The sequence below is a fragment of the Pseudomonas sp. MYb60 genome (genome assembly GCF_002979555.1).
GTDB lineage: Bacteria > Pseudomonadota > Gammaproteobacteria > Pseudomonadales > Pseudomonadaceae > Aquipseudomonas.
Genome location: NZ_PCOZ01000003.1, coordinates 238136 through 261138, shown reverse-complemented (window position 1 = coordinate 261138; position 23003 = coordinate 238136). Strand labels below are relative to the sequence as shown.

Genomic DNA, 23003 nt, shown 5'->3' with positions numbered 1-23003 from the left:
CCAACCGGCGCCTGCAGCGGTTCAGATCCCTTGCGCAGCCAGCACCGCCAGGTAAATCAACACCACACCGCACGTGCCATAGCTGATGCGCTGCCACATCGGCGATGCGTTCTGGCGCAGCAGGTTGACCAGTGCAGCGATCAAAAAGCACGACAGCACGGACGCCAGCATGAAGCCGGCAAAGAACATCAGCGTTTGCCCATGGCTGGGTGTCGCGCCGACGATGCCGGACAACGCACTGCCCAACGCGCCCCAGTAGACGATGTTCTTCGGGTTGGCCAGGGAGATCGCTGCGCCCACCGCCAACGCGTTCTGACGGGTGCTCGCCGGTGCATCGTCCGGTTCGGGCAAGTGCCACGCGTCGATGAGGCTGCGGACACCCAGCCAGGCCAGGTACAGCGCGCAGACGATGGTCAGTGGCACGCGCACGGTGTCATGCTGGATCAACAACGCGATGCCGGTGAGGCCGATCACCGCCCACACGGCGTCACCCACCAAGGAACCGAATTGCACCAGCAGCGCGGGCGTGAACCCATGCAGCAGGCCTCGGCGCAACGTCTCTGCCAGCACGGCGCCGGGGGAGAGGCAAAACACGAAACCGAATACCAGCGCGTAAAAAAAGATCGTCAGCATGCCCGGGTCCTTTCAGGAAAGTGCGCGAGCATACGCTGGGGATCTCAACTACAGCAATCCAATACGGTCCAGTTCGGCCTTCAATTCAATCGCGCCGAGGTCGGCGAAGGGTAGGGCGAAAAACGCCCGGCAGCAGGTCTCGATGGCTTCCAGTGTGGCGTTGAAGGCGGCGTTGATTCGCATCTCGTCACCTTGCACGTCCGACGGGTCTTCCAATCCCCAATGCGCTTTCAGCGCCGGGCCAAAATACACCGGGCAGGCTTCACCGGCCGCTTTGTCGCACACGGTGATGACCAGGTCCGGCGGGCTTCCTTCAAAGGCATCGTTGCCCTTGCTGTACAAGCCTTCGGTGCGGATGCCCGCCGCCTGCAACGTCGTGAGGCTGCGCGGCAGGACCTGGCCTTTGGGGAAACTGCCGGAACTGACGGCCTCGAAACCTTCCGGGGCCAAGTGGTTGAACAGCGCTTCAGACAAGATGCTGCGGCAGCTATTGGCAGTACACATGAACAGCACTTTCATCGTCAGATACTCAGGCGCAAGGCGAGGGCGGCAAGGGTGACCAGCAACACCGGCAAGGTCAGCACGATGCCGACCTTGAAGTAGTAGCCCCAGGTAATGGTGATGCCTTTGCGCGCGAGGATATGCAGCCACAGCAAGGTCGCGAGGCTGCCAATCGGGGTGATTTTCGGGCCAAGGTCACTGCCGATCACATTGGCATAGATCATGGCGTCCTTGACCACGCCCACGGCATGGCTGGATTCAATCGACAGCGCGCCAATCAGCACGGTCGGCAGGTTGTTCATGGCCGATGACAACAGCGCTGTCAGCACACCGGTGCCCATCGCCGCGCCCCACACGCCGTAGTGGGCGAAGGTGTCGAGCCAGGTGGCCAGGTAGGTGGTGAGGCCGGCGTTGCGCAGACCGTAGACCACCAGGTACATGCCCAGCGAGAAAATCACGATCTGCCACGGTGCTTCTTTCAATACTTTACGCGTGGAGATCGTGTGGCCCCTGGCGGCGATCACCAGCAGCAATACCGCGCACACCGCCGAAATCGCGCTGATGGGAATGCCCAGCGGTTCAAGAGCGAAACAGCCGATCAGCAGAATGCCCAGCACGCACCAGCCGGCCCGGAACGTGGCGCGGTCGTGGATGGCGCTGGCGGGGTCGGCCAGGTCATCCGGGTTGTAGGCCTGCGGGATGTCACGGCGGAAAAACCACAGCAACACCATCAGGGTCGCGGCGACGCTGACGAGGTTCACGGGCACCATCACCGCGGCATATTCATTGAAGCCAATCTTGAAGTAGTCGGCCGAGACGATATTCACCAGGTTCGATACCACCAGCGGCAAGCTCGCGGTGTCGGCGATAAAGCCCGCGCCCACCACGAAGGCCAGGGTTGCCGCGGGTGAAAAGCGCAGGGCCAGCAGCATCGACATGACGATGGGCGTCAGGATCAGCGCCGCGCCATCGTTGGCAAACAGCGCCGACACCAATGCGCCCAGTAGCACCATGTAGGCAAACAGGCGCCGGCCACGCCCCCGTCCCCAGCGCGCCACATGCAGCGCCGCCCAGGCGAAGAACCCGGCCTCATCGAGCAGCAGGCTGATGATGATCAGCGCGACGAAGGTACCGGTGGCGTTCCAGATGATGTGCCACACCACGGGAATGTCCGCCAGGCTGATCACCCCGCAGGCCAGCGCGAGAATCGCGCCCATGGTCGCGCTCCAGCCGACGCCGAGGCCCTTGGGTTGCCAGATGACCAGCACAATGGTGAAGATGAAAATGCCAATGGCAACAAGCATGGATAAACGCTCCGATGGCTCAGCAGCAAGTGCTGGCCCGTTGTGGTCTGTCGCCCATCGCCGCCAGGCGCAGCGCATCGGCGTGCACCCAGGGCTGGTTGGCGTGCAGGGTGGTGTGCAACACGTCGGTCACCCATTCAGGCAGTGCCGGGTTGACGCGGTAATAGATCCATTGGCCTTGCCGACGATCCAACAGCAGCCCGCTGCTGCGCAGGTGCGCCAGGTGACGGGAGATCTTTGGCTGGCTGTCATCCAAGGCATGGATCAGTTCGCACACGCAAAGTTCGCCTTCGCGCAGGATCAACAGGGTCAAGCGCGCTCGGGTGGCATCGGCGAGGGATTTGAACAGTTCGGGAGGAGAAAGGGCTGACATGGTCAGGGCCTTTTAATATATGGAAATTCGAATATACGTATTTCCATATGTATCGGTCAAATACGGTTTCGATTGATATGGATCAAATCCATCGAAATCTGCCACAAGTGATTGAAATTAAAATGAAACACGAATGTCCTAAAGTGCCTGCCCATTGCTGATGAAGGAAGACCCCGCGTGACCCGTGCCACTCGCAACCTGCGCAAGACCCTGGATTCCGTCGCGGAAAATAACGAAACCGCGGCGTTCGATTTGATGCGCGCGGTTGAAAAACTCGGCGACGAAGTGTTGCGCCAGCGCTTGCTCAACACCATCCACCGCCTCAATCAGGACGCCCACGAGTTGCGCGAAGCGCGGGATTCGGTAGAGCAGGTGTCGGTGCGGCTCGCCTGAGCAAGATCGTTCAAGACAGCGCGCCGTTGCGCTGGCATGCTTGCCGACTGCCTGTCGATGAGCCATTTCCATGTCCACTGCCTTACCTCATTACGCATTCGCGCGCGGCGCCGTCGCCGTCATCCCCCTGTCCCTGGCGTGTGCGCCCTGGGGCCTGCTGGCCGGGTCCATGGCCATCGACGCCCAATTCACGCCCCTGCAGGCCCAGGGTTTGTCGGCCATCGTGTTTGCCGGTGCGGCGCAGTTGGTCGCCATTGGCATGGTCAAGAGCGGCGCCAGCCTGATATCCATCGTGCTGACCACCTTGCTGCTGACCTCGCAGCATTTGCTCTACGGCATGCACCTGCGGCCGATCCTTTCACCCCTCAAGCGTCGCTGGCGGATGAGCCTGGGTTTTCTGCTCACCGACGAATTCTTCGCCCTGGTCAGCCATTATGACCGCCAGACGTTCAATCGCTGGTACGCGCTTGGCGTGGGGTTGACCTTCTATATCGCCTGGAACCTGTTTACCCTGGCCGGCATCGTGCTGGGCAAGAGCATTCCGGGGCTCGATCAACTGGGGCTGGAGTTTTCCATTGCTGCGACCTTCATCGCCCTGATCACCCCGGTGGTGCGCGATGTACCGACCGTGGTGTGTGTGGCCGTGTCGCTGCTGTTTTCGGTGTGGTTGAGCTTCCTGCACTGGGAGTCGGCGGTGGTGGTGTCCGGGGTCTTGGGCATGAGCGCAGGGTATGCCTGCAAACGACTGGGAGTGGGGCAGCCATGCTGATCTGGATCATGATTGTGGCAATGGGGCTGGTGGTTTTTTTCAACCGCTACTTGTTCATCGAACCGCGCCTGCCTGTAAGGCTCAACCGTGGCGCGCGGGAGTTTCTGGGGTTTGCCGTCCCGGGCATGCTGACGGCGATCTGCGGCCCGATCATTTTCCTGGCCGACCATAACCTCAACCTGAGCCCGGCCAACCCTTATCTGCTGGCGGGTATTGGCGCGGTAGGGCTGATGTTCTGGACACGCAACGTGTTGTTGACCGTGCTGCTGAGCATGGCGCTGTTCTATCTGTTTCGCTGGTGGTTTTGAACCACCAGGCAAAAAAAAGCCCGCGGGAGGGCGGGCAGAAGGGAGACTTCTAAAAATGAGCCTGGCCACTATAGAGGGCGCGGTCTCCCTTCACCGTGAAACTAAATTTATCCAGCCATCAGGCCTTTGCGTTGAGCTTGCGCAGCTCTTCGTAAGTGGCCGACTGGACGAACCAGAAACCGGAAATAATGCACCACGTCAACGTGCCGCCGACCAGGATCCCCAGGCCCGCCAGGAAACTGGTGCTGAACATCGACACCAGGCCAATCAGCCAGACAAAGGCCAGGGCAATATAGAGAACGGTGTTGTTGACGCTGATGACGAAATCTTTCATGACGCTTCCTTGTAGAAAATATCGGTTGAACTCCTCAGTGAGCTCAACGGTGGCATCATAATGCCATGTGCGCTGAGGCGCTACCGTTCGTCCCTCGCACGCCCGCTAATGATAGAGTCGCGGTTTTTCCAACGGAGCAATGGCATGCACAAGGTGGTTATTGGCGCACTGGTACTGGCTGCACTGGCCGGTTGCGCAGGTTTGAAGATGAAGGAAGCGCGCGCAGGCAGCCCCTACAAGAGCCTGGCTTCGGACAAGGCGACCCTGGTGGTAGCCGAGTGCATCCAGTTTGGCTGGCAGGATGAAAGCGTGTTCGGCGTGGATGCCGGCGGCTTCAAGGAGCCTACCGCAGCCGGCGGTTTTACCGTGTACACCACCGGGGGCGACTATTTTGTCGACGTACACCCTGTCGGTGCCGGGTCGACAGTCAAGTACTACGCAGCCGAAGACAACATGCCGGCCAAACGCCGCTTGGCGGCACTGGCGACTTGTCTGTAATCCGTTGCCTTAGTGATTTTAGGAAACGCCCGGCAGGACAGGCGTCGGGCATTCGCTTATCATTCCTCCCGCTCGTTCGGCGTGATGGCTCTTTACCAGTACACGGACGTCGAGGCTTTAGCGTCGGACGGGCATCCTTTTTCTCGCCGCGCGGCCTGTCACCCGTTTGCAGCGCCAGCCCGTTGACCTCTCACACCTGCGCATTGTGCCGGCCATGACCTCAGGCAGGCACAGCCTGACTCGCCTTGGCTTTTTTCGGCAAGTCGGCTGCCAATCGCTCGAGAAACATCGCCAAGGCCACTTCTTCGGCCTTGAGCCCCTGGCGTATCCTCGGTTTGGGTAGTTTGGAGAGTTCCCCCAGGCTGAAGTGCTCCAGCACGGCAGGGTGGATGTAGCACTTGCGGCATACCGCCGGGGTGTTGCCCAACTGCTTGGCAACGTCCTTGACCATCGTCACCACATGCCTTTTTGCGTCGGATTCCGGCTGCCATTCCAATTCCCGCAACACCGAGAGCGCCAGCGCCGTGCCCGCCCAGGTCCGGTAATCCTTGGCGGTGAAGTCGGCACCCGTGAGGCTGTGCAGGTACTCATTGACGTCATGGGAACTGACCGTATGCCGCTCGCCGCCTTCATCCAGGTACTGGAACAGATTCTGTCCCGGCAATTCCATGCACCGCTTGACCACCGTCGCCAGTCGGCGGTCCTTGACGCTGATCTGGTGCTCCACGCCGCTCTTGCCGCGAAACTGGAACTGGATCTCACTGCCCTTGATGTCCACGTGGCGGTTGCGCAGGGTGGTCAGTCCGTAGGACTTGTTGTCCCGCGCATATTGGGTGTTGCCCACGCGGATCAGTGTGGCATCCAGCAGCATCACCACCGTGGCGAGGACTTTTTCACGGGTAAAACCGGGCTCGGCGATTTGCGCTTCCAGTTGCTTGCGCAACTTTGGCAGGGCTTTGCCGAACGCTTCCAGGCGCGAGTACTTGTCATCGTCGCGTACTTCGCGCCAGCGCGCGTGGTAGCGGTACTGCTTGCGCCCGCGTGCATCTCGGCCGGTGGCTTGCAGATGGCCACGCGGGTCGGCACAGATCCACACATCGGTGTACGCAGGCGGTACCGCGAGGGCATTGAGGCGCTGGATTTCGTCGGCATCGCGAATGCGTTCGCCCTTGGGGTCGAAATACTGGAATTTGCCCCGCAGCAACTTGCGGCGGATGCCGGGCTGGGTGTCGTCAACGTAGTGCAGGTCACGGGGTAGCGCAGAGTCGGACATGGCGTGGGTTCCTGGGCAACAAATCAGGCCGGTATGGCTGATTGACCGCAACCGTGTGCGGTCGTGCCAAAAGCTTTGCTACGCCAGCACCGCAACCGCCTTGATCTGCGCCCAGAGCGTCTGGCCCGGTTGCAGCTGCAACTGGTCGCGGGAAAACCGGGTAATGCGCGCCAGCAGCGGGGTTCCCCCGGCGTCGAGACGCACCAGGACGTGGGCATTGTTGTCTGCGCTGATCGTCTCGGTGACCGTGACCGGCAACCGGTTGAGAATGCTGCTGTGTTCTTCGGCCTGCAGGCTGAGGCTCACATCCCGCGCCTGCACCTTGACCCGCAACGCCTTGCCCACCGTCAGCGGTGCATGGGCTACGCGCATGTGCAGCAGGCTGCCGGGCAATTGCAGGGTCAGCAGTTGATAGTGCTCGTCGTAGGCGCTGACGGTGCCATTGATCACCACGCCGGCGTCATCGCCCGAGGCCATGGGCAAATCCAGCCGCGCCAGGGTTTCGCCGATGGGACCGCTGGCCAGCGCCTTGCCATCGTTGAGCACCACCAAGTGATCGGCCAGGCGGGCGACCTCATCCTGAGCGTGGCTGACATACACCACCGGGATGTCCAGCTCATCGTGCAGGCGTTCCAGGTACGGCAGGATTTCACCCTTGCGTTTGCTGTCGAGGGCGGCCAAGGGCTCGTCCATCAGTAGCAGTTGCGGGCTGGTGAGCAGGGCGCGAGCGATGCCAACCCGCTGACGCTCGCCGCCTGAGAGGCTATGGGGGTGGCGGTCGAGCAAATGGCCGATGCCGAGCAGTGCAGTGGCATGGGCCATGTCCACGCGGCGTTGAGGGCGTGGGATGCGTTTGAGACCAAATTCCAGGTTGGCCTGTACCGACAAATGCGCAAACAGGCTCGCTTCCTGAAACACATAACCCAGCGCACGCTTGTGCGGTGGCACAAACACGCCGTTGCGGCTGTCCTGCCAGACCTCATCGTTGATCTGGATAAACCCCTCGTCGGCGCGTTCCAGGCCGGCAATACAGCGCAGGCAGGTGGTCTTGCCGGAACCGGAGTGGCCATACAACGCCGTCACGCCGCGACCGGGCAAGTGCAGGTCGACATCCAGCGCAAAGCCTGAAAATTGCATTTGCAAGCGCACATCAATCATCGGTATCAGCCCCAGCCCATGTTCGTTTTACGGCTGGAGTAGAGCGCCAGCAATACCAGAAATGCGAACACCACCATCGAACCTGACAGCCAGTGGGCCTGGGCATATTCCATGGCTTCGACATGATCGTAGATCTGCACCGAGACCACCCGGGTCTTGTCGGGGATATTGCCGCCGATCATCAGCACCACGCCGAATTCCCCGACCGTGTGGGCAAAGCCCAGTATCGACGCGGTGATAAACCCCGGGCGTGCCAGGGGCAAAATCACTGTGAAAAACGTATCCCACGGGTTGGCGCGCAGCGTGGCGGCGACTTCCAGTGGGCGTGTACCGATGGCGGAGAAGGCGTTCTGCAGCGGCTGCACCACGAAGGGCATGGAATAGATCACCGAGCCAATCACCAGCCCGGCGAAGCTGAAGGTGAGGGTGCCGAGGCCCAGCCATTGGGTGAACTGGCCGAAGTAGCCATTGGGGCCCATGGCCAACAGCAGATAGAAGCCGATCACCGTTGGCGGCAGCACCAACGGCAAGGCGACGATTGCGCCAATGGGGCCGCGCCACCAGGAGCGGGTGCGCGACAGCCACAGGGCGATCGGAGTGCCGATGACCAGCAGGATTGCCGTGGTCAGTGACGCCAGTTTCAGGGTCAACCAGATTGCGGAAAAGTCGGCACTCGATAGGGGCATTTAGAGCTCGTAACCGTAGGACTTGATCACTGCAGCGGCTTTGGGCCCCTTGAGGTAGTCCACCAGTGCCTTGGCTGCGACGCTGTCTTTGCCCTTGTTGAGGATCACCGCGTCCTGCTTGATCGGGTCATGCATGGAGGCCGGGACAATCCACGCCGAGCCGCTGGTGACTTTGCCGTCTTTGTAGATCTGCGACAAGGCCACGAAGCCCAGTTCGGCATTGCCGGTGGAAACGAACTGATAGGCCTGGGTGATGTTCTGTCCTTCGACGAGCTTGTCCTTGACCTGCTCGGTCAAGCCTTCCCGGGCCAACACCTGGGTGGCGGCCAGGCCATACGGCGCTGCCTTGGGGTTGGCAATGGACAGGTGCTTGAAGGCGTTCTTCTTCAAGACCTCACCCTTGGCGTCCACATAACCTTCCTTGGCCGACCACAGTGCCAGCGTGCCCACGGCGTAGGTAAAGCGCGAGCCCTTGACGCTCTCGCCTTCGGTTTCGAGTTTTTGCGGGGTGGTGTCGTCGGCGCTCAGGAACACTTGGAAGGGCGCACCGTTCTTGATCTGGGTATAGAACTGGCCGGTGGCGCCGTAGGAAGCGACCAGTGTGTGACCGGTGTCTTTTTCGAAATCGGCGGCGATCGCCTGGATCGGCGCAGTGAAGTTGGCGGCCACGGCGACCTGGACTTCATCGGCATGGGCCGAACCGAAGGCGAGGGCGGCGACCAGCATGGCCAGGCGTGAGGCGTGAATCTGCATGAAGCTGCTCCTTGGGGGCTGTCCGGCGTGTTGCGGGCAGTGGGCTGCACCGCTATCTACGAGAATATATAGCGGTTAGCCATCGCCGGTACAGTGCAACGTTGCCCCCAGTGTCAGTTTTGCTTGAGCTTGGCCAATGCCTGCTCGGCCAGTTGTCGGGTCAAGTCATAAGTCGACGCGTCTGTGCACAGGCGTAAGCCCTGGCCTGACCACAAGTTGCTGAAACCGGCTTCATCCCGAGCCTTGAGTGGCATCAGCGCGCCGCCGGACCTTGGAAACGCGGGTGCTGCGGGATTGATCGCGCCCAATTCACGCATCACCCGGTTGACGATGCCCCGCGCCGGGCGACCCGTAAACAGGTTGGTCAATGCGGTTTCGCTGGCCTGGGCGTGCCGCAACGCAGAGTGATGGGAGGCACTGATGCTGGCTTCTGGGGTAAACAGGTAGGCGGTGCCGACCTGCACCGCCGAGGCGCCCAGGGCAAGTGCGGCAACTATGCCCCGCGCATCACCGATCCCGCCGGCGGCGATGACCGGCACACTGACCGCATCGACGATTTGCGGCAGCAGGGCGAACAGGCCGATCTGGGTATTAAGGTCGTCGCTCAAAAACATCCCGCGATGCCCACCCGCTTCACTGCCCATGGCGATGATTGCATCGCACCCACGCTGCTGCAGCCACAGGGCTTCCTCCACCGTAGTGGCAGACGACAGCACCTTGGCACCGGTCGCCTTCACGCGGTCGAGCAGAGAGTGTTCCGGCAGGCCGAAGTGAAAACTCACCACCTCCGGGCGGAACTCTTCCACGACCCGGCAGGCGGCGTCATTGAACGGTGCGCGGTCGGACACTGGGGTCGGGGCGTCAAAATCCGCACCCAGTTCGCGGTAGTAGGGTTCCAGCAGGGCTTTCCAGCGCTGGTCGCGTGCAGCGTCGGGCGCAGGTGGCTGGTGGCAGAAGAAGTTGACGTTGATCGGCTGGGTGCTGGCTGCGCGAACAGTGGTCAAGGCTTCGCGCAGCTGCTCAATGCTCACCGTCGCCGCGGGCAATGAACCCAGTGCTCCGGCGCGATTGGCGGCGATCACCATGGCCGGCGTGGTCGCTCCCGCCATGGGCGCCTGGATGATGGGGTGTTGAATGCCCAGCAAGTCGATAAGGCGGGTGTCCGGCCAAGTGCTCATGGGGTGCGTCTCCAGCGTTAGTCAGGCTTTTCGCTGTTTTAGCAGGGCCTTGGGGGCTCGGCCAGTCTGTTTTATTCACTGGACGACGCGGCTATTTCGTGACTCACCCTCAGCCCTGGCTTTCTCGCTCCAGCAACTGCTGCTTGCGTTCGACGCCCCAGCGGTAACCCGACAGCTCCCCATTGCTGCGCACCACGCGGTGGCAAGGGATCGCAACGGCCAAGCGGTTGGCGCCACAGGCCTGGGCCACCGCGCGGAACGACTTGGGCGCGCCGATCCGCTCGGCAATCTCTGCATAGCTGGCCGTACTGCCCGCCGGAATATCGCGCAAGGCTTGCCATACGCGCTGCTGAAACGCGGTGCCGCGCACATCCAGCGGCAGGCCCAGGCCCAGGGCCGGCGCCTCGATAAACCCTACCACCTGCGCAACCAGTTGTTCGAAATGGCCATCGGCGCCCACCAGCTCGGCACGCGGGAACTGGTCCTGCAGGTCGCGCACCAACGGCTCCGGCTCATCACCCAGCAGAATCGCGCATACCCCGCGAGCGCTTTGCGCCACGAGGATGGCGCCCAGCGAGCATTGGCCGACCGCGAACAGTATCCTGTTATGGCTGCCGCCTGCCTTGTAGTCACGGGGTGCCATGCCGAGTACCTGGCTGGCCGATTCGTAAAAGCGGCTACTGGAGTTGAAGCCTGCGCCATACAGTGCATCGGTCACCGAATGCGCGTCCTTGAGACCTTCGCGCACCTTGCGCGCGCGGTGTGCGCTGGCGTAACCCTTGGGCGTCAGGCCGGTGACGGCCTTGAACACGCGGTGAAAATGGAAGGGGCTCATTCCTGCCTGGTCGGCGAGGGTGTTGAGGCTGGGCGAAATCTCGGCGTGTTCGATCTGTCGACACGCGCTGGACACCACCTGCGCATGGTGCGCAGCCTTTTGCGTCTGGTCCCCGCTAGCGCGTTTGCTGACCCGGTAGCCTGCCGCTTCGGCTTGGGCCGGGGTGTCGAAGAACTCGATATTTTCCGGGCGCGGCAAGCGCGAGGCGCTGCTTGGGCGGCAGTACACGCCCGTGGTCTTCACGCCATAGACGAACAGCCCATCAGCTGTCGGGTCCCGGGCCAGGATCGCGGCCCAGCGGGGGTCTTGTTCGATGATCATGCGGCGGCACTCGTTTCAGGTCCCGCCCAGCATAGCGGTGCTGACCCACGCAGGCACTCCGAACCTTGCGGTCAAATCAGCCGGCAGTGCGGAAGGTCAGGTTGATCCGTTGCGGGCCCATGATCCCGTGCACGCCGTCCTTGATCGGCATGACCCCATGAAAACGCAGGCGATCCACGCCGCCCCAGACCGCTACATCGCCATGGAACAGCGAAATTTTCCGGGTTTTGTCACTGCGTTGATGGCCGCCGAACAGGAAAATCGCCGGTAACCCCAGGGATACGGAGACCACCGGAGCGGTGTAGCGGCGCTCATTCTTGTCCTGATGCAACGACATTTTTGCGCCGGGCACGTAGCGGTTGATCAGGCAGGCGTCAGGGGCGAAGTCGATAAAACCGGCTTCTTCGGCGGCGAGTATGGCCAATTGGCGCAATGCCTCGGGCATGTCGGGCCAGGGTTGTTGAGTGCGCGGGTCGAGCGGTTCGTAACGGTAACCGGTGGGGGCGGAAGTCCAGCCGAGGGCGCCGCAACTGCTGAGTGCCGCCGACATGCTGAGCCCGCTGGGGGTGACTTGATGGCGAAAAGGCGATTGCGCCAGGACTCGACGCAATTCGGGTAACAGCCGCTCGATCCAGGGTAGGGCGTAGCCCCTTAACACGTAGGACTGTTCGCCAATTTGCTCACGCCCTGCGGGTTGTTGCAGGGCGTCATCGCCGAACAGGTCGGCGGTGGGGCCAGACATGGTTTAGAGCGCCTTGCTCACGTTGATGTCAGTGATTTCGTCGCTGGCATCATGGATTTTAGCCAGCGCTTGTTTGGCTTCTTCCACACTGTTGCTGGTCAGTTGTGCGAACTCGAAGCGGCGCTCGCCGTTGAGCTTGTACTTGATGACGTATTTGGTGGTGGCGGTCACGGTGATTTCCTGTGAGGGGTGCGAATCAGCTCAGTTTGGAACTGGTGCGGCGCACGATACGAATCTTGTGGGACAGCGCAGGCTTGCGGGTCACGCTGATGGCGCGGCGGGTGACCACGTCCAGGGTGATGTTCCAGAACCCGGTGCTCGGTGCAGTGATCTTGGCAGGGAACTTGTCGAACGCGCCGCCGTGATAAGTGTGACGGCCGCCGTTCTTGAAGCTGCGGAAATTGGCGTCGCTCATCAGGCGAATATTGCATGTCTGCGAGCATTCGATGACGACAATGTCCCCCTCGTTAAGGTGCTCGCGCTGGTGGATGAATTTCATGAGGGTGTCTCCAGAAGGGCTTTTTCTGAAAAATCAGAACGATACGTAGGTTAAGATAGAGTTTATCAGCCCCAGCGCGATTTTTACCGGGCCGTCATCGACGGTTTCCACAATTTAAAACAGTTTTTTCCCGAGTTATCAGGGATTAATCCTACTTGGGCGGGAGAAATTTACCACTCTCGCTGTCGTAGGGTCTTTATCGGAGGTTTTTGTATGAAGTGGCGTGTGTTGGTTCTGGCCTTGGCGCTGGGTGGGTGTGCTTCGGTTGCCGATATCAAGCAGACCCCGCCAACGTTGTCGGTGATTTCCGGGAAGAAACCGCAGGAATACGCCGCGTGCGTGGTGCAAAAACTCTCCAGTACGCGCCGCCCGCCGCAGATCGAGCCCCATAAGGAAGGGGTGCGTGTGATTGTGCCGCAGAAATTTTCCGCCGACCCTTCAGCGATTTTCGAAATTGAAGAGCGCTCCAGCGGCAGCAGTATCAAGCTCTACGAGAGCATGTCCAATGTGCCGATCCGCCCAGCCGACGTGAAGAAGGCCGGGGAAGAATGCATTTCCGGCTGATGCCGTTGCGGACAAGCAGCCATGAAGCGTGAACATGTCATTGCCCGGCACGCCGAGGGGCAAATCTCGGCGACCCATGTCATCCAGAACCCCGCCGACCTTGGCGAGTGGATTGTCTTTTTCAAGAAGAGCGGCGGGCGCAGTTTTTTCCTGGTTGACGACCAGGATGAAGTTGAATCCTTCGCCAGCCTGGATGACTTGACCGAAACCCTGCGCGGGCTGGGGATCAAGTTCGCCGAGATCCACCTGTAGCCATTCAGCTACTTGCAGACCACCACTACGCTGCGGCTTTTGTAATTACCCACGTCCTGGCCCAGGGTCTTGTCACTTTCCTTGAGCGCCGGCGTGCCCTCGGTACCCACGATGTTGTAGCCGGTGCCCGCGCAGGACGCATCGGCTTTTTCGTAGCAACTCGCCCAGTCGTTGGCTTCGCCCGAGCAATCGATGGTCAGGCCTTGTTCGCCGTTCTTGAGGACAATGTCAGAAGTGGTGGTGCAGCCGGCCAGTGCCAGTAGCGCAGTCAGTGCCAGAATCTTGTTCATGGTGTTGTCGTCATCGAAGGGAGTTGAGAAGGGTGCTGACGCGGAATATAGCGCATTGCCATCTGTTTGTAGGTGTCGAGTTGCGGGCGATGTCTACAGCCAGATCGCTATCGTGCGCGCGCAGACGCCTGCAGGCACAAAAAAGCCCCGTCCTGCGGGGCTCTTTGCGCTGTGACCCAGGGCTTATTTGCCCTTTGGCCGCTTGCTAGACGCGTGACCTGCTTCGTCCACAAACACTTCTGCAACCGCAATCGCCTGGCTTTCGGTCGGGAAAACCCCAGCAACGCTGTCGCCATGGAAGTTGATCAAGTGCCAGCCGTCCGCTCGCTTGGTGATCAGGTAGCCGTTCACGCCTTTTGGTTCTGACATCTACTGAAAATCTCTGGGTGTGGATCAAGACGTTCATGATAGCGCCAAATGCCGGGTTGCCGGGCAAGTTATTCCGCGAGAACGCCCGAGGCTGATAAACCGGCTATAAAGGTTACACACCCTGTAAACAATGGGATTTGACCCAAACGGTGAGTTCGTCGATAGCGGTGTTTGTAAGATAAGTGGAACTTACGCCGACATTTTTTCTCTATGTTGCTATCGCAACGCCAGCAGGACCCATTGTAAGGTGACTGCGGCCTGATTAGACTGCGCCGAATTCCGTACGCACAGCCCTTTGTAAGGACTTATATGATCAAGAAATGCTTGTTCCCAGCAGCCGGTTACGGCACTCGCTTCCTGCCAGCGACTAAAGCCATGCCTAAAGAGATGCTGCCGGTGGTGAACAAGCCACTGATTCAGTACGGCGTCGAAGAAGCCCTGGATGCGGGCCTCAACGAAATCTCCATCGTGACCGGCCGTGGCAAGCGCGCGCTGGAAGACCATTTCGACATCAGTTACGAGCTGGAAAACCAGATCAAGGGCACCGACAAGGAAAAATACCTTGTGGGTATCCGCAAGCTGCTGGACGAGTGCTCGTTCTCGTATACCCGTCAAACCCAGATGAAAGGCCTTGGCCACGCGATCCTGACCGGTCGCCCGCTGATCGGTGACGAACCGTTTGCCGTGGTGCTGGCGGATGACCTGTGCGTCAACCTGGATGGCGACGGCGTGCTGACCCAAATGGTCAAGCTGTATCAGAAATACCGTTGTACCATCGTTGCCGTGATGGAAGTGGACCCTTCCCAGACCAACAAGTACGGCGTCATCGCTGGTGACGACATTGGTGATGGCCTGATTCGCGTCCGCGACATGGTTGAAAAGCCTGCGCCAGAAGACGCGCCTTCGAACCTGGCGATCATCGGTCGTTACATCCTGACCCCGGATATCTTCAAGCTGATCGAAGAAACCGAGCCAGGCAAAGGCGGCGAGATCCAGATCACCGACGCCTTGATGAAGCAGGCCAAAGATGGCTGCGTAATCGCCTACAAATTCAAGGGCCAGCGCTTTGACTGCGGCGGCGCTGAAGGTTACATCGAAGCGACCAACTTCTGCTTCGAGCACTTCTACAAGACCGGCAAGGCTTACTGAGTCACGGTAAGTCCCCTGTTTTGAGAGAAAGCCACCTTCGGGTGGCTTTTTCGTTTTTCAGCCCCATCTAAGTCGGTATGCTGATTGCCTGCCGAGGAGAGTGAAATGGCCTACGATTTTGACCTGTATGTAATTGGCGCCGGTTCTGGCGGTGTTCGCGCGGCACGCTTTGCCGCGGGTTTTGGTGCCAAGGTGGCCGTAGCGGAAAGCCGCTACCTGGGCGGCACGTGTGTGAATGTTGGCTGCGTGCCGAAAAAGCTGCTGGTCTACGGCGCGCACTTTGCCGAAGACTTCGAGCAAGCCAGCGGATTTGGCTGGTCGCTCGGCGAAGCCAACTTCGACTGGCCAACCCTGATTGCCAACAAGGACCGCGAGATCAATCGTCTCAACGGTATCTACCGCAACCTGCTGGTGAACAGTGGCGTGACCTTGCACGAAGGGCATGCGCGACTGACCGGGCCCCATGAGGTCGAGATCAACGGCGAACGCTTCACGGCCAAGCACATCATGATTGCAACGGGCGGCTGGCCACAGATTCCCGAGATTCCTGGGCGCGAGCACGCGATTGGCTCCAACGAGGCGTTCTTCCTCAAGGACCTGCCCAAGCGCGTGCTGGTGGTCGGCGGCGGTTACATTGCGGTCGAGTTTGCGGGGATTTTCCATGGCTTGGGCGCGCAGACGTCGCTGCTGTATCGCGGTGATCTGTTCCTGCGCGGTTTCGATGGGTCGGTACGTACCCACCTGAAGGAAGAGCTGACCAAGCGCGGCCTCGACCTGCAATTCAATGCCGATATCGAGCGCATCGACAAACAGGCCGATGGCAGCCTCAAGGCCACCCTGAAAGACGGTCGCGTGCTGGAGGCCGACTGCGTGTTCTACGCCACGGGTCGCCGGCCGATGCTGGACAACCTGGGCCTGGAAAATACGGGCGTGAAGCTCGACAAGCGCGGTTTCGTCGAGGTCGATGACCAGTACCAGACTGCCGAACCTTCGATCCTGGCCATCGGTGATGTAATCGGTCGCGTCCAGCTGACGCCTGTCGCGCTGGCCGAAGGCATGGCCGTGGCGCGTCGCTTGTTCAAGCCCGAGCAATACCGTCCAGTGGATTACGCGATGATTCCGACGGCGGTATTCAGCCTGCCGAACATCGGCACCGTGGGCCTCACGGAAGAAGAAGCGAGAGAGAAGGGCCACAAGGTGCAGCTGTTCGAAAGCCGCTTCCGCCCGATGAAGCTGACTTTGACCGAGTGCCAGGAAAAAACCTTGATGAAGCTGGTGGTCGATGCCGACACCGACAAGGTGCTGGGCTGCCACATGGTCGGCCCGGATGCCGGTGAAATCGTCCAGGGCCTGGCGATCGCGCTTAAAGCGGGCGCGACCAAACGGCATTTCGATGAAACCATCGGCGTGCACCCTACGGCGGCGGAAGAGTTCGTCACCATGCGCACGCCAGTAGCCGACTGATCAGTCTTGGGGTGTTGCCTCTGGCGCCGTCGCAACGACGGAGGCCAGGCGCAACGCCTCGATGCTGGCCTGAGCCTTGATCAGGTCCAGTTCCAGTGCCTTGTTTGTCCGCTGATGTTCGACCAGCGCCGCTTGGCATGACTGACTTTCCAGCACAGCGACGCGCAAGCGCTCCTGAGCCAAGGTGCGTTCGCTGTCGATCTGTTTCACCTGCTCAGCCAGGCTGGTTTGTTGAGCTTGCTCTTTACGGGACTGCTCCTGCAGGGCGGCCAGTTCCTTCGCTGTGACCCGATGTTCAATCAACAGCCGCTCATTGTCGCGGTGCAACTGGGTGATTTCATCCTGGCGCACCATTGCGCTCTGCTGTGCCTGACGCAACTCCGCCTGTACCTGTTGCAGTTGCCCTTCGTGGCGACGCTGCTCCTGCTCGCGCTGCTCCTTGATTGCATTGCGGTAATGCTCAAGCGCATCCCGCGCATGCAGATGCTTTTCCTCCAGCGACCGAATTTGTTCGTCCTTGTCGTTGATGCGCAGCTCGTAATCACTGCACGCCTGGCTGAGCCCGGCATTACGGGTTTGCTCGGTCTGCAGGCTGGTGCTGGCGGTTTGCAGGGCTGCGCTTTCTTCAGCCAGCGCGGCGGACTGGATATCGAACTGCTGCTTGAGTTGCCCATGGGCTTCTTCCAGAGCCTGAACCTGGGTGAGCAGGGCGGCTTTTTGCTGCTCGAACTGCGCCTGCGCCAGGTCGATCGGCTCCTGGGCTTTCTCTTTCAGGCGCTGTGCCAACCTGGAAACCAGCTCGCCCAGCTCATCATCGAGAGGCGCCTCAGTGATGGTGGCGCGGCTCTCACTGTCGTCCAACTCCTTCAAATAGCGGTGAATCGTGGTCTTCGAGCCGGTATTGCCCATTTCGATGCGTACTGCGTCGATGCTGGGATTTTCGCCGCGAGCGAGGATCGCCAGGCGTGCCGTTTGAACTACTGCTTTATTGATGCCGCCGCGAGCCATGGGGTCTCCGTCGATTTAGTACTGTGGTACGTGGTATGTATTTACATACTATATCATGGTTGAACTCTACAGAATATTCAGGATTCAACAGGCGGGATATTGGCGTATTATCCCGTGTCATAGCTGTTTTAACCGCCGTTACACCCGCCAGCAGTACGAATGGGGCGCTCATGAGCGATCTGGACCGTTATCTCAACGCCGCGACCCGCGACAACACCCGTCGCAGTTACCGTGCGGCCATCGAACACTTCGAAGTGAGCTGGGGAGGTTTCCTGCCCGCCACCAGCGACAGCGTGGCCCGTTATCTGGTGGCCCATGCGGGCGTGCTGGCCGTCAACACCTTGAAGCTGCGGCTCTCGGCCTTGGCACAGTGGCATACCAGCCAGGGTTTCCCTGACCCGACCAAGGCGCCGGTGGTGCGTAAAGTGCTCAAGGGGATCCGGGCCGTGCACCCCGCGCAAGAGAAGCAGGCCGAGCCGTTGCAGCTCCAGCATCTGGAACACGTAGTGGCAGCGCTTGAAACCGAAGCCGTCGAAGCGGCGCGAGACCAGGATTCACCGCGCCTGTTGCGCGCCAAGCGCGACACGGCGCTGATCCTGCTGGGGTTCTGGCGTGGCTTTCGCAGCGATGAACTGTGCCGCCTGCAGATCGAGCACGTCCAGGCCACGCCGGGTGCCGGCATCAGCCTGTACTTGCCGCGCAGCAAAAGCGACCGCGACAACCTCGGCAAAACGTACCAGACGCCCGCACTGTTGCGTTTATGTCCGGTGCAGGCCTACCACGAATGGCTCAGCGCTTCAGCGCTGGTGCGCGGCCCGGTGTTTCGCGGGATTGACCGCTGGGGCAACCTGGGGGAGCAGGGCCTGCATCCCAACAGTGTGATTCCATTGTTGCGACAGGCCCTGGAACGCGCCGGCATCCCCGCCGAGCAATACACCAGTCACTCCCTGCGTCGGGGTTTTGCCACGTGGGCCCATCGCAGTGGCTGGGATTTGAAGTCGCTGATGAGTTACGTCGGCTGGAGCGACATGAAATCAGCCATGCGCTATGTTGAAGCGACACCGTTTCTCGGCATGACGTTGGCCACCCAGCCGCTGCTTTAAGATTTCTTCTATTAATACTGCTGTCTGATAGGGAAAACCAATCGCGAGCATCAGGTTTGCCAATGAGCCATCGACCAAGAGAGTGGGTAGGATTCACTTCATCAACTTACTAAGCCTTTCTACAAACCTGACGGAGAGTCATCGATGCCTATCATCAACAGCCAAGTAAAACCGTTCAAAGCCACCGCATTCAAAAACGGCAGCTTCGTAGATGTGTCTGACGCTGACCTGAAAGGCAAGTGGTCTGTCGTGTTCTTCTACCCAGCCGACTTCACCTTCGTTTGCCCAACCGAGCTGGAAGACTTGGCTGACAACTACGCCGAATTCCAGAAACTGGGCGTCGAAATCTACAGCGTTTCCACCGACACCCACTTCGCCCACGCTGCCTGGCACAACACGTCGCCAGCCATCGGCAAGATCCAGTACACCATGATCGGCGACCCGACGCTGACCATCTCCCGCAACTTCGACGTGCTGATCGAAGAAGCTGGCCTGGCTGACCGCGGTACTTTCGTGATCAACCCAGAAGGTCAGATCAAGATCGTTGAACTGAACGACGGCGGTGTTGGCCGTGACGCTTCCGAGCTGCTGCGCAAAATCAAGGCTGCCCAGTATGTCGCTGCCCACCCAGGCGAAGTGTGCCCGGCCAAGTGGAAAGAAGGCGAGGCCACCCTGGCTCCGTCCCTGGACCTGGTCGGCAAGATCTAAGTCTGTGAAGTCTCCAGGGCGGGTATCCGCACCTTAAGTAAGCTGCAACCGCCCTCAAAAACGCCCGGGCGAGGTTCGCTCGGGCGTTTTTTTGTCTGCAATAAACCGAATTCAAAGGAAATCGCCCGTATGTTGGACGCCAATCTTAAAGCTCAGTTGAAGTCATACCTGGAGCGGGTCACTCAGCCGATCGAGATCGTCGCCTCCCTCGATGACGGCGCGAAATCCCAGGAAATGCTGGCTCTTTTGCAGGACGTAACCAGCCTCACCACGCTGATTACGCTGAAAACCGATGGCAATGATGCGCGCAAGCCGTCGTTCTCCATCAATCGCCCGGGTGCCGAGATCAGCCTGCGTTTCGCCGGCATCCCTATGGGCCATGAATTCACTTCGCTGGTGCTGGCCCTGCTGCAAGTCGGTGGCCACCCGTCGAAGGCCAGTGTCGAAGTGATTGAACAGATCCGCGCCCTCAAAGGCGAGTTCAGCTTCGAGACGTACTTTTCGCTGTCGTGCCAGAACTGCCCGGACGTGGTCCAGGCGCTGAACCTGATGGCGGTGCTTAACCCGAACATCCGTCACGTTGCCATCGACGGCGCACTGTTCCAGGCTGAAGTGGACGAGCGTCAGGTCATGGCGGTGCCGAGTGTGTACCTCAATGGCGTGAACTTCGGCCAAGGCCGCATGGGTCTGGAAGAGATCCTCGCCAAGCTGGACACCAGCGGCCTCGAAAAAGCCGCCGAGAAGATCAGTGCCAAGGACGCCTTCGATGTGCTGGTGGTCGGCGGTGGTCCGGCCGGTTCCTCGGCCGCTATCTATGCAGCGCGTAAAGGCATTCGTACCGGTGTGGCGGCTGAACGTTTTGGCGGCCAGGTGCTGGACACCATGTCCATCGAGAACTTCATTTCGGTACAGGAAACCGAAGGGCCAAAACTGGCCAGCGCGCTTGAAGCCCACGTGCGTCAATACGATGTGGACATCATGAACCTGCAGCGCGCCAGCAGCCTGGTCCCGGCGAAAAACGCCGGCGGGTTGCACGAGATTCGCTTCGAAAGCGGTGCGACCCTCAAGTCCAAGACCGTGATCCTGGCCACCGGTGCCCGCTGGCGCGAAATGGGTGTACCGGGCGAGCAGGAATATAAGGCCAAGGGCGTGTGCTTCTGCCCGCACTGCGACGGTCCGTTGTTCAAGGGCAAGCGCGTCGCGGTGATCGGCGGCGGCAACTCCGGTGTTGAGGCGGCCATTGACCTGGCCGGTATCGTCAGCCATGTGACCTTGCTCGAGTTCGACAGCAAGTTGCGCGCCGATGCCGTGTTGCAGCGCAAGTTGTACAGCCTGCCGAATGTTGACGTGATCACTAGCGCGCTGACCAGCGAAGTCAAGGGTGATGGCCAGAAGGTCACCGGCTTGGCGTACAAGGATCGCGACAGCGGTGAGTTCAAGACCGTCGAGCTGGAAGGCATATTCGTACAGATTGGTTTGTTGCCGAACACCGACTGGCTCAAAGGCACCGTTGAGCTTTCCCCGCGTGGCGAAATCATTGTCGATGCCCGTGGCGAAACGTCACTGCCCGGCGTGTTTGCTGCCGGTGACGTCACAACCGTGCCCTATAAACAGATCGTGATTGCGGTAGGCGAGGGCGCCAAGGCGTCGCTGAGTGCTTTTGATCACCTGATCCGTACATCCGCCCCGGCATAATGTCGCGAGCGGCAATAAAAAACCCCATGAGTGATCATGGGGTTTTTTTCGTTACAGCGGCGCGGGCTGGATGATCTCGACCCAGTAAGCATCCGGGTCCTTGATGAACGCCAGGCTCTTCATGCGGCCATCGCTCAGGCGCTTCTGGAAGTCGCAGCCCAGGGCTTCGAAACGTTCGCACGCAGCAACGATATCCGGCACCGAGATGCAGATGTGGCCAAAGCCACGCGGGTCAGTGTTGCCGTTGTGATAGGCGAAGTCGGCATCGTTTTCGGTGCCGTGGTTGTGGGTCAGTTCCAGGATCCCCGGAATCGACTTCATCCACTGAGTGCGCTCGGCGGCATCGGCCGGGATCTGGTTTTTGTCTACCAGGGCCAGGAAGTACAGGCTGAACTCAGCTTCCGGGAAATCACGTTTCTCCACCAGGGAGAAGCCCAGGACGCGGGTGTAGAAGTCCAGCGACTGGGTGATGTCCTTGACGCGCAGCATGGTGTGGTTGAACACGAAGTTCGAGGTGGCGGCGTCAGGTTGGGCGGTAACACCCGGGAAAGTGTTCAATTCGTGCAGGCTCATGGGCCCTCCAGAAAAAATGGGGCAAGTGTGGGCGGTCCCTTGGCTTGCAGTACGCGTCCGTGCAGGGAAGGCATGATACGCAAGGCCTGTCTGCCACGCCAAATGAAAAAGCCCACGCCGCCCTTGCGAACCCTGGCTGTCGGGGCTCAGACTTTGCCGTTGGAGCCTTGGGTGATTTCGCAATGATTGAATGTCGTAACGCGTTGTTAAGTGCTGGGTGGTTGCTGCTGGTCAGTCCTGTCGTGCTGGCGGCCGAGCCGCAGGTCGTCTGGCCGAACGGCTGGCAAGTCGAAGCGGTCGTTCCCGAGGGTCAGGCTCCGGCCACCGCCCAGGCCGTGTCTCGTCAGCGTGCCATCAAGCAGGATGAAACCGGTAACACCCTGATGGTCATGGAGTTGACGGGCACGCCAATTGACACCGGCCACAAGGTTAATCTTCAAGGCGTATTACTGGAGATGCGCAAGTCGATCCAGAAAGATTTTGCCCAAGGGGGTTATCAAAGTGTGTGCAGCAAAATGCGCGCTACAACATTGAGCCACCTTGAAGCACTGGAAACTACTTGCGTGATAACCGAAAACGGCCGGCATGTGCTTTCGCAAACATTGGTCGGCGCGGTGGATGCCGATAATGCGTATGTTTTTTCATACGCGGGGCAGGCCGAGGTGTACGAATCGAGCAAGGCTGAAGTCAGCGCGGTGCGTGACAGTCTGAAACTTTAAGTGCATTGCACCGCGCGCATGAAATGTTATTTAAGTTGGTTGCAGAACCTGTGAATGAAAAAGCCCCGCTTAGGCGGGGCTCTTAGTTAGTGCGGTGTGATCAACCGCGAAGCCAGGAGTCTACAGTGGCTGCGCCGTGTTGTTGTTTCCAGGCCTTGAGGCCACGATGGTTACCACCTTTGGTTTCAATCAGTTCACCGGTGTGCGGGTTCTGATACACCTTGACCACGCGTGCGCGGCGCTGTTTTGGTGCGGCGGCGACCGCTGCGCCGGCCTTGCCCGGGTTCGGATCAAGGATCGAAATGATGTCACGCAGGCCCTTGCCATAAGTTTTCATCAGGGCTTGAAGCTTTTCTTCGAATTCGATTTCTTTCTTCAGGCCAGCATCGTTCTTCAACGATTCCAGCTGGGCGAGCTGCTCTTGAAGGGCTTTTTCTGCTGCGCGAAATTCGGCGAGTCTGGACAAAATCTGTACTCCAATAGTGTAGTTGGCTGATATCTACTGCAGACAACGCTATAAGCCAAGCGCTTTAAGACGACCCTGGAAAGAA

31 protein-coding genes are annotated in these 23003 nt (G+C 60.0%); 12 read left to right on the top strand and 19 right to left on the bottom strand.

Going from position 1 to position 23003, the window contains the following annotated elements:
- Positions 1-21: 21 nt before the first annotated feature.
- Genes CQ041_RS06790 through CQ041_RS06775 form a run of 4 tightly spaced genes read right to left on the bottom strand, consistent with a single transcriptional unit; the run spans position 22 to position 2811 of the window.
- On the bottom strand, positions 22-633 hold the full coding sequence (locus tag CQ041_RS06790) for a LysE family transporter (protein WP_105521692.1): 612 nt from the start codon (positions 631-633) through the stop codon (positions 22-24).
- A gap of 48 nt (positions 634-681) precedes the next feature.
- The gene (locus CQ041_RS06785) at positions 682-1152 is read right to left on the bottom strand and encodes an arsenate reductase ArsC (RefSeq protein WP_105521691.1); all 471 of its coding nucleotides are present in this window, start codon (positions 1150-1152) and stop codon (positions 682-684) included.
- A gap of 2 nt (positions 1153-1154) precedes the next feature.
- On the bottom strand, positions 1155-2438 hold the full coding sequence (locus tag CQ041_RS06780; protein ID WP_105521690.1) for an arsenic transporter: 1284 nt from the start codon (positions 2436-2438) through the stop codon (positions 1155-1157).
- A 19-nt stretch (positions 2439-2457) separates the two neighbouring features.
- Complete coding sequence (locus CQ041_RS06775) at positions 2458-2811, bottom strand: metalloregulator ArsR/SmtB family transcription factor (protein WP_105521689.1); 354 nt, start codon at positions 2809-2811, stop codon at positions 2458-2460.
- A 177-nt stretch (positions 2812-2988) separates the two neighbouring features.
- Here CQ041_RS06775 and CQ041_RS06770 point away from each other — a divergent pair, with 177 nt between their 5' ends.
- The 3 genes from CQ041_RS06770 to CQ041_RS06760 all read left to right on the top strand — a co-directional run bounded on the left by CQ041_RS06770 (position 2989) and on the right by CQ041_RS06760 (position 4281).
- A complete protein-coding gene (locus CQ041_RS06770; protein ID WP_025856028.1) occupies positions 2989-3204 on the top strand; it encodes a hypothetical protein in 216 nt (71 codons plus the stop codon).
- Positions 3205-3274: 70 nt separating this feature from the next.
- Positions 3275-3973, top strand: coding sequence for an AzlC family ABC transporter permease (locus CQ041_RS06765; protein ID WP_105521688.1), 699 nt, complete (start codon positions 3275-3277; stop codon positions 3971-3973).
- Positions 3970-4281 carry an AzlD domain-containing protein gene (locus tag CQ041_RS06760; RefSeq protein ID WP_105521873.1) on the top strand — a complete coding sequence of 104 codons (312 nt, stop codon included), beginning with the start codon at positions 3970-3972 and terminating at the stop codon, positions 4279-4281. Before CQ041_RS06765 ends, CQ041_RS06760 begins: the two co-directional genes overlap by 4 nt.
- A 118-nt stretch (positions 4282-4399) precedes the next feature.
- Here CQ041_RS06760 and CQ041_RS06755 read toward each other — a convergent pair whose 3' ends face one another.
- The gene (locus CQ041_RS06755; RefSeq protein WP_105521687.1) at positions 4400-4615 is read right to left on the bottom strand and encodes a hypothetical protein; all 216 of its coding nucleotides are present in this window, start codon (positions 4613-4615) and stop codon (positions 4400-4402) included.
- A 144-nt stretch (positions 4616-4759) separates the two neighbouring features.
- Here CQ041_RS06755 and CQ041_RS06750 point away from each other — a divergent pair, with 144 nt between their 5' ends.
- Positions 4760-5113 (top strand): hypothetical protein, encoded by a 354-nt coding sequence (locus CQ041_RS06750; protein WP_105521686.1) that lies wholly within the window; start codon positions 4760-4762, stop codon positions 5111-5113.
- Between the two features lie 220 nt (positions 5114-5333).
- Here CQ041_RS06750 and CQ041_RS06745 read toward each other — a convergent pair whose 3' ends face one another.
- The 9 genes from CQ041_RS06745 to CQ041_RS06710 all read right to left on the bottom strand — a co-directional run bounded on the left by CQ041_RS06745 (position 5334) and on the right by CQ041_RS06710 (position 12558).
- Positions 5334-6386: a DNA topoisomerase IB gene (locus CQ041_RS06745; RefSeq protein WP_105521685.1), complete on the bottom strand. Its 1053-nt coding sequence runs from the start codon at positions 6384-6386 to the stop codon at positions 5334-5336.
- A 78-nt stretch (positions 6387-6464) separates the two neighbouring features.
- Positions 6465-7544: a molybdenum ABC transporter ATP-binding protein gene (modC, locus tag CQ041_RS06740; RefSeq protein ID WP_105521684.1), complete on the bottom strand. Its 1080-nt coding sequence runs from the start codon at positions 7542-7544 to the stop codon at positions 6465-6467.
- Positions 7545-7549: 5 nt separating this feature from the next.
- Positions 7550-8230, bottom strand: coding sequence for a molybdate ABC transporter permease subunit (gene modB / locus CQ041_RS06735; RefSeq protein ID WP_105521683.1), 681 nt, complete (start codon positions 8228-8230; stop codon positions 7550-7552).
- Positions 8231-8983, bottom strand: a complete 753-nt coding sequence (modA, locus tag CQ041_RS06730) for a molybdate ABC transporter substrate-binding protein (protein ID WP_105521682.1) — start codon at positions 8981-8983, stop codon at positions 8231-8233.
- A gap of 113 nt (positions 8984-9096) precedes the next feature.
- Entirely contained in the window at positions 9097-10161 is a 1065-nt protein-coding gene (locus CQ041_RS06725) for a nitronate monooxygenase family protein (protein WP_105521681.1), read from the bottom strand.
- Between the two features lie 109 nt (positions 10162-10270).
- Complete coding sequence (gene ada, locus CQ041_RS06720) at positions 10271-11317, bottom strand: bifunctional DNA-binding transcriptional regulator/O6-methylguanine-DNA methyltransferase Ada (RefSeq protein ID WP_105521680.1); 1047 nt, start codon at positions 11315-11317, stop codon at positions 10271-10273.
- A gap of 76 nt (positions 11318-11393) precedes the next feature.
- Positions 11394-12059, bottom strand: a complete 666-nt coding sequence (gene alkB / locus CQ041_RS06715; RefSeq protein ID WP_105521679.1) for a DNA oxidative demethylase AlkB — start codon at positions 12057-12059, stop codon at positions 11394-11396.
- A 3-nt stretch (positions 12060-12062) separates the two neighbouring features.
- Positions 12063-12230, bottom strand: coding sequence for a hypothetical protein (locus tag CQ041_RS26365; RefSeq protein ID WP_163001886.1), 168 nt, complete (start codon positions 12228-12230; stop codon positions 12063-12065).
- Between the two features lie 25 nt (positions 12231-12255).
- The gene (locus CQ041_RS06710; RefSeq protein WP_003191319.1) at positions 12256-12558 is read right to left on the bottom strand and encodes a DUF1883 domain-containing protein; all 303 of its coding nucleotides are present in this window, start codon (positions 12556-12558) and stop codon (positions 12256-12258) included.
- 213 nt (positions 12559-12771) lie between these two features.
- Here CQ041_RS06710 and CQ041_RS06705 point away from each other — a divergent pair, with 213 nt between their 5' ends.
- On the top strand, positions 12772-13122 hold the full coding sequence (locus CQ041_RS06705; RefSeq protein WP_105521678.1) for a hypothetical protein: 351 nt from the start codon (positions 12772-12774) through the stop codon (positions 13120-13122).
- Positions 13123-13143: 21 nt separating this feature from the next.
- Positions 13144-13374, top strand: a complete 231-nt coding sequence (locus tag CQ041_RS06700) for a hypothetical protein (protein ID WP_105521677.1) — start codon at positions 13144-13146, stop codon at positions 13372-13374.
- 8 nt (positions 13375-13382) lie between these two features.
- Here CQ041_RS06700 and CQ041_RS06695 read toward each other — a convergent pair whose 3' ends face one another.
- Both CQ041_RS06695 and CQ041_RS06690 read right to left on the bottom strand, forming a co-directional pair.
- Entirely contained in the window at positions 13383-13664 is a 282-nt protein-coding gene (locus tag CQ041_RS06695; RefSeq protein ID WP_105521676.1) for a hypothetical protein, read from the bottom strand.
- Positions 13665-13847: 183 nt separating this feature from the next.
- Positions 13848-14033, bottom strand: a complete 186-nt coding sequence (locus CQ041_RS06690; protein ID WP_105521675.1) for a hypothetical protein — start codon at positions 14031-14033, stop codon at positions 13848-13850.
- Between the two features lie 309 nt (positions 14034-14342).
- Here CQ041_RS06690 and galU point away from each other — a divergent pair, with 309 nt between their 5' ends.
- Together galU and gorA are read left to right on the top strand one after the other, a co-directional pair.
- Positions 14343-15182 carry a UTP--glucose-1-phosphate uridylyltransferase GalU gene (galU, locus tag CQ041_RS06685; RefSeq protein ID WP_046068218.1) on the top strand — a complete coding sequence of 280 codons (840 nt, stop codon included), beginning with the start codon at positions 14343-14345 and terminating at the stop codon, positions 15180-15182.
- A 105-nt stretch (positions 15183-15287) separates the two neighbouring features.
- Positions 15288-16646, top strand: coding sequence for a glutathione-disulfide reductase (gene gorA / locus CQ041_RS06680; protein ID WP_105521674.1), 1359 nt, complete (start codon positions 15288-15290; stop codon positions 16644-16646).
- Here gorA and CQ041_RS06675 read toward each other — a convergent pair whose 3' ends face one another.
- The gene (locus CQ041_RS06675; protein WP_105521673.1) at positions 16647-17654 is read right to left on the bottom strand and encodes a DNA-binding protein; all 1008 of its coding nucleotides are present in this window, start codon (positions 17652-17654) and stop codon (positions 16647-16649) included. It abuts the gene before it with no gap.
- A gap of 170 nt (positions 17655-17824) precedes the next feature.
- On the opposite strand from CQ041_RS06675, the gene CQ041_RS06670 reads away from it, so the two are divergent.
- The 3 genes from CQ041_RS06670 (at position 17825) to ahpF (ending at position 21160) form a co-directional block, all read left to right on the top strand.
- Positions 17825-18757, top strand: a complete 933-nt coding sequence (locus tag CQ041_RS06670) for a site-specific integrase (RefSeq protein ID WP_105521672.1) — start codon at positions 17825-17827, stop codon at positions 18755-18757.
- A 144-nt stretch (positions 18758-18901) separates the two neighbouring features.
- Complete coding sequence (ahpC, locus tag CQ041_RS06665; RefSeq protein ID WP_034119642.1) at positions 18902-19465, top strand: alkyl hydroperoxide reductase subunit C; 564 nt, start codon at positions 18902-18904, stop codon at positions 19463-19465.
- A gap of 129 nt (positions 19466-19594) precedes the next feature.
- Positions 19595-21160 carry an alkyl hydroperoxide reductase subunit F gene (gene ahpF, locus CQ041_RS06660; protein WP_105521671.1) on the top strand — a complete coding sequence of 522 codons (1566 nt, stop codon included), beginning with the start codon at positions 19595-19597 and terminating at the stop codon, positions 21158-21160.
- A 51-nt stretch (positions 21161-21211) separates the two neighbouring features.
- Here ahpF and gloA read toward each other — a convergent pair whose 3' ends face one another.
- Positions 21212-21733 carry a lactoylglutathione lyase gene (gene gloA, locus CQ041_RS06655; RefSeq protein WP_105521670.1) on the bottom strand — a complete coding sequence of 174 codons (522 nt, stop codon included), beginning with the start codon at positions 21731-21733 and terminating at the stop codon, positions 21212-21214.
- Between the two features lie 182 nt (positions 21734-21915).
- Between gloA and CQ041_RS06650 the strand changes: the two genes are divergently transcribed.
- Positions 21916-22452: a DUF4946 domain-containing protein gene (locus tag CQ041_RS06650; RefSeq protein WP_105521669.1), complete on the top strand. Its 537-nt coding sequence runs from the start codon at positions 21916-21918 to the stop codon at positions 22450-22452.
- 100 nt (positions 22453-22552) lie between these two features.
- On the opposite strand, the gene CQ041_RS06645 is transcribed toward CQ041_RS06650, so the two are convergent.
- Entirely contained in the window at positions 22553-22918 is a 366-nt protein-coding gene (locus tag CQ041_RS06645; protein WP_105521668.1) for a histone-like nucleoid-structuring protein, MvaT/MvaU family, read from the bottom strand.
- Positions 22919-23003: the final 85 nt, after the last annotated feature.

Excerpts from the sequence above, each read along its gene's own strand:
- CQ041_RS06670 (WP_105521672.1), top strand. The coding sequence starts at position 17,825 with ATGAGCGATCTGGACCGTTATCTCAACGCCGCGACCCGCGACAACACC.
- CQ041_RS06705 (WP_105521678.1), top strand. The coding sequence starts at position 12,772 with ATGAAGTGGCGTGTGTTGGTTCTGGCCTTGGCGCTGGGTGGGTGTGCT.
- CQ041_RS06785 (WP_105521691.1), bottom strand. The coding sequence starts at position 1,152 with ATGAAAGTGCTGTTCATGTGTACTGCCAATAGCTGCCGCAGCATCTTG.
- gloA (WP_105521670.1), bottom strand. The coding sequence starts at position 21,733 with ATGAGCCTGCACGAATTGAACACTTTCCCGGGTGTTACCGCCCAACCT.
- alkB (WP_105521679.1), bottom strand. The coding sequence starts at position 12,059 with ATGTCTGGCCCCACCGCCGACCTGTTCGGCGATGACGCCCTGCAACAA.
- CQ041_RS06710 (WP_003191319.1), bottom strand. The coding sequence starts at position 12,558 with ATGAAATTCATCCACCAGCGCGAGCACCTTAACGAGGGGGACATTGTC.
- ahpC (WP_034119642.1), top strand. The coding sequence starts at position 18,902 with ATGCCTATCATCAACAGCCAAGTAAAACCGTTCAAAGCCACCGCATTC.
- CQ041_RS06675 (WP_105521673.1), bottom strand. The coding sequence starts at position 17,654 with ATGGCTCGCGGCGGCATCAATAAAGCAGTAGTTCAAACGGCACGCCTG.
- CQ041_RS06725 (WP_105521681.1), bottom strand. The coding sequence starts at position 10,161 with ATGAGCACTTGGCCGGACACCCGCCTTATCGACTTGCTGGGCATTCAA.
- modA (WP_105521682.1), bottom strand. The coding sequence starts at position 8,983 with ATGCAGATTCACGCCTCACGCCTGGCCATGCTGGTCGCCGCCCTCGCC.
- ada (WP_105521680.1), bottom strand. The coding sequence starts at position 11,317 with ATGATCATCGAACAAGACCCCCGCTGGGCCGCGATCCTGGCCCGGGAC.
- modC (WP_105521684.1), bottom strand. The coding sequence starts at position 7,544 with ATGATTGATGTGCGCTTGCAAATGCAATTTTCAGGCTTTGCGCTGGAT.
- CQ041_RS06700 (WP_105521677.1), top strand. The coding sequence starts at position 13,144 with ATGAAGCGTGAACATGTCATTGCCCGGCACGCCGAGGGGCAAATCTCG.
- galU (WP_046068218.1), top strand. The coding sequence starts at position 14,343 with ATGATCAAGAAATGCTTGTTCCCAGCAGCCGGTTACGGCACTCGCTTC.
- CQ041_RS06750 (WP_105521686.1), top strand. The coding sequence starts at position 4,760 with ATGCACAAGGTGGTTATTGGCGCACTGGTACTGGCTGCACTGGCCGGT.
- CQ041_RS06790 (WP_105521692.1), bottom strand. The coding sequence starts at position 633 with ATGCTGACGATCTTTTTTTACGCGCTGGTATTCGGTTTCGTGTTTTGC.
- CQ041_RS06650 (WP_105521669.1), top strand. The coding sequence starts at position 21,916 with ATGATTGAATGTCGTAACGCGTTGTTAAGTGCTGGGTGGTTGCTGCTG.
- gorA (WP_105521674.1), top strand. The coding sequence starts at position 15,288 with ATGGCCTACGATTTTGACCTGTATGTAATTGGCGCCGGTTCTGGCGGT.
- CQ041_RS06745 (WP_105521685.1), bottom strand. The coding sequence starts at position 6,386 with ATGTCCGACTCTGCGCTACCCCGTGACCTGCACTACGTTGACGACACC.
- CQ041_RS06775 (WP_105521689.1), bottom strand. The coding sequence starts at position 2,811 with ATGTCAGCCCTTTCTCCTCCCGAACTGTTCAAATCCCTCGCCGATGCC.
- modB (WP_105521683.1), bottom strand. The coding sequence starts at position 8,230 with ATGCCCCTATCGAGTGCCGACTTTTCCGCAATCTGGTTGACCCTGAAA.
- CQ041_RS06755 (WP_105521687.1), bottom strand. The coding sequence starts at position 4,615 with ATGAAAGATTTCGTCATCAGCGTCAACAACACCGTTCTCTATATTGCC.
- CQ041_RS06780 (WP_105521690.1), bottom strand. The coding sequence starts at position 2,438 with ATGCTTGTTGCCATTGGCATTTTCATCTTCACCATTGTGCTGGTCATC.
- CQ041_RS06765 (WP_105521688.1), top strand. The coding sequence starts at position 3,275 with ATGTCCACTGCCTTACCTCATTACGCATTCGCGCGCGGCGCCGTCGCC.
- CQ041_RS06695 (WP_105521676.1), bottom strand. The coding sequence starts at position 13,664 with ATGAACAAGATTCTGGCACTGACTGCGCTACTGGCACTGGCCGGCTGC.
- ahpF (WP_105521671.1), top strand. The coding sequence starts at position 19,595 with ATGTTGGACGCCAATCTTAAAGCTCAGTTGAAGTCATACCTGGAGCGG.
- CQ041_RS06690 (WP_105521675.1), bottom strand. The coding sequence starts at position 14,033 with ATGTCAGAACCAAAAGGCGTGAACGGCTACCTGATCACCAAGCGAGCG.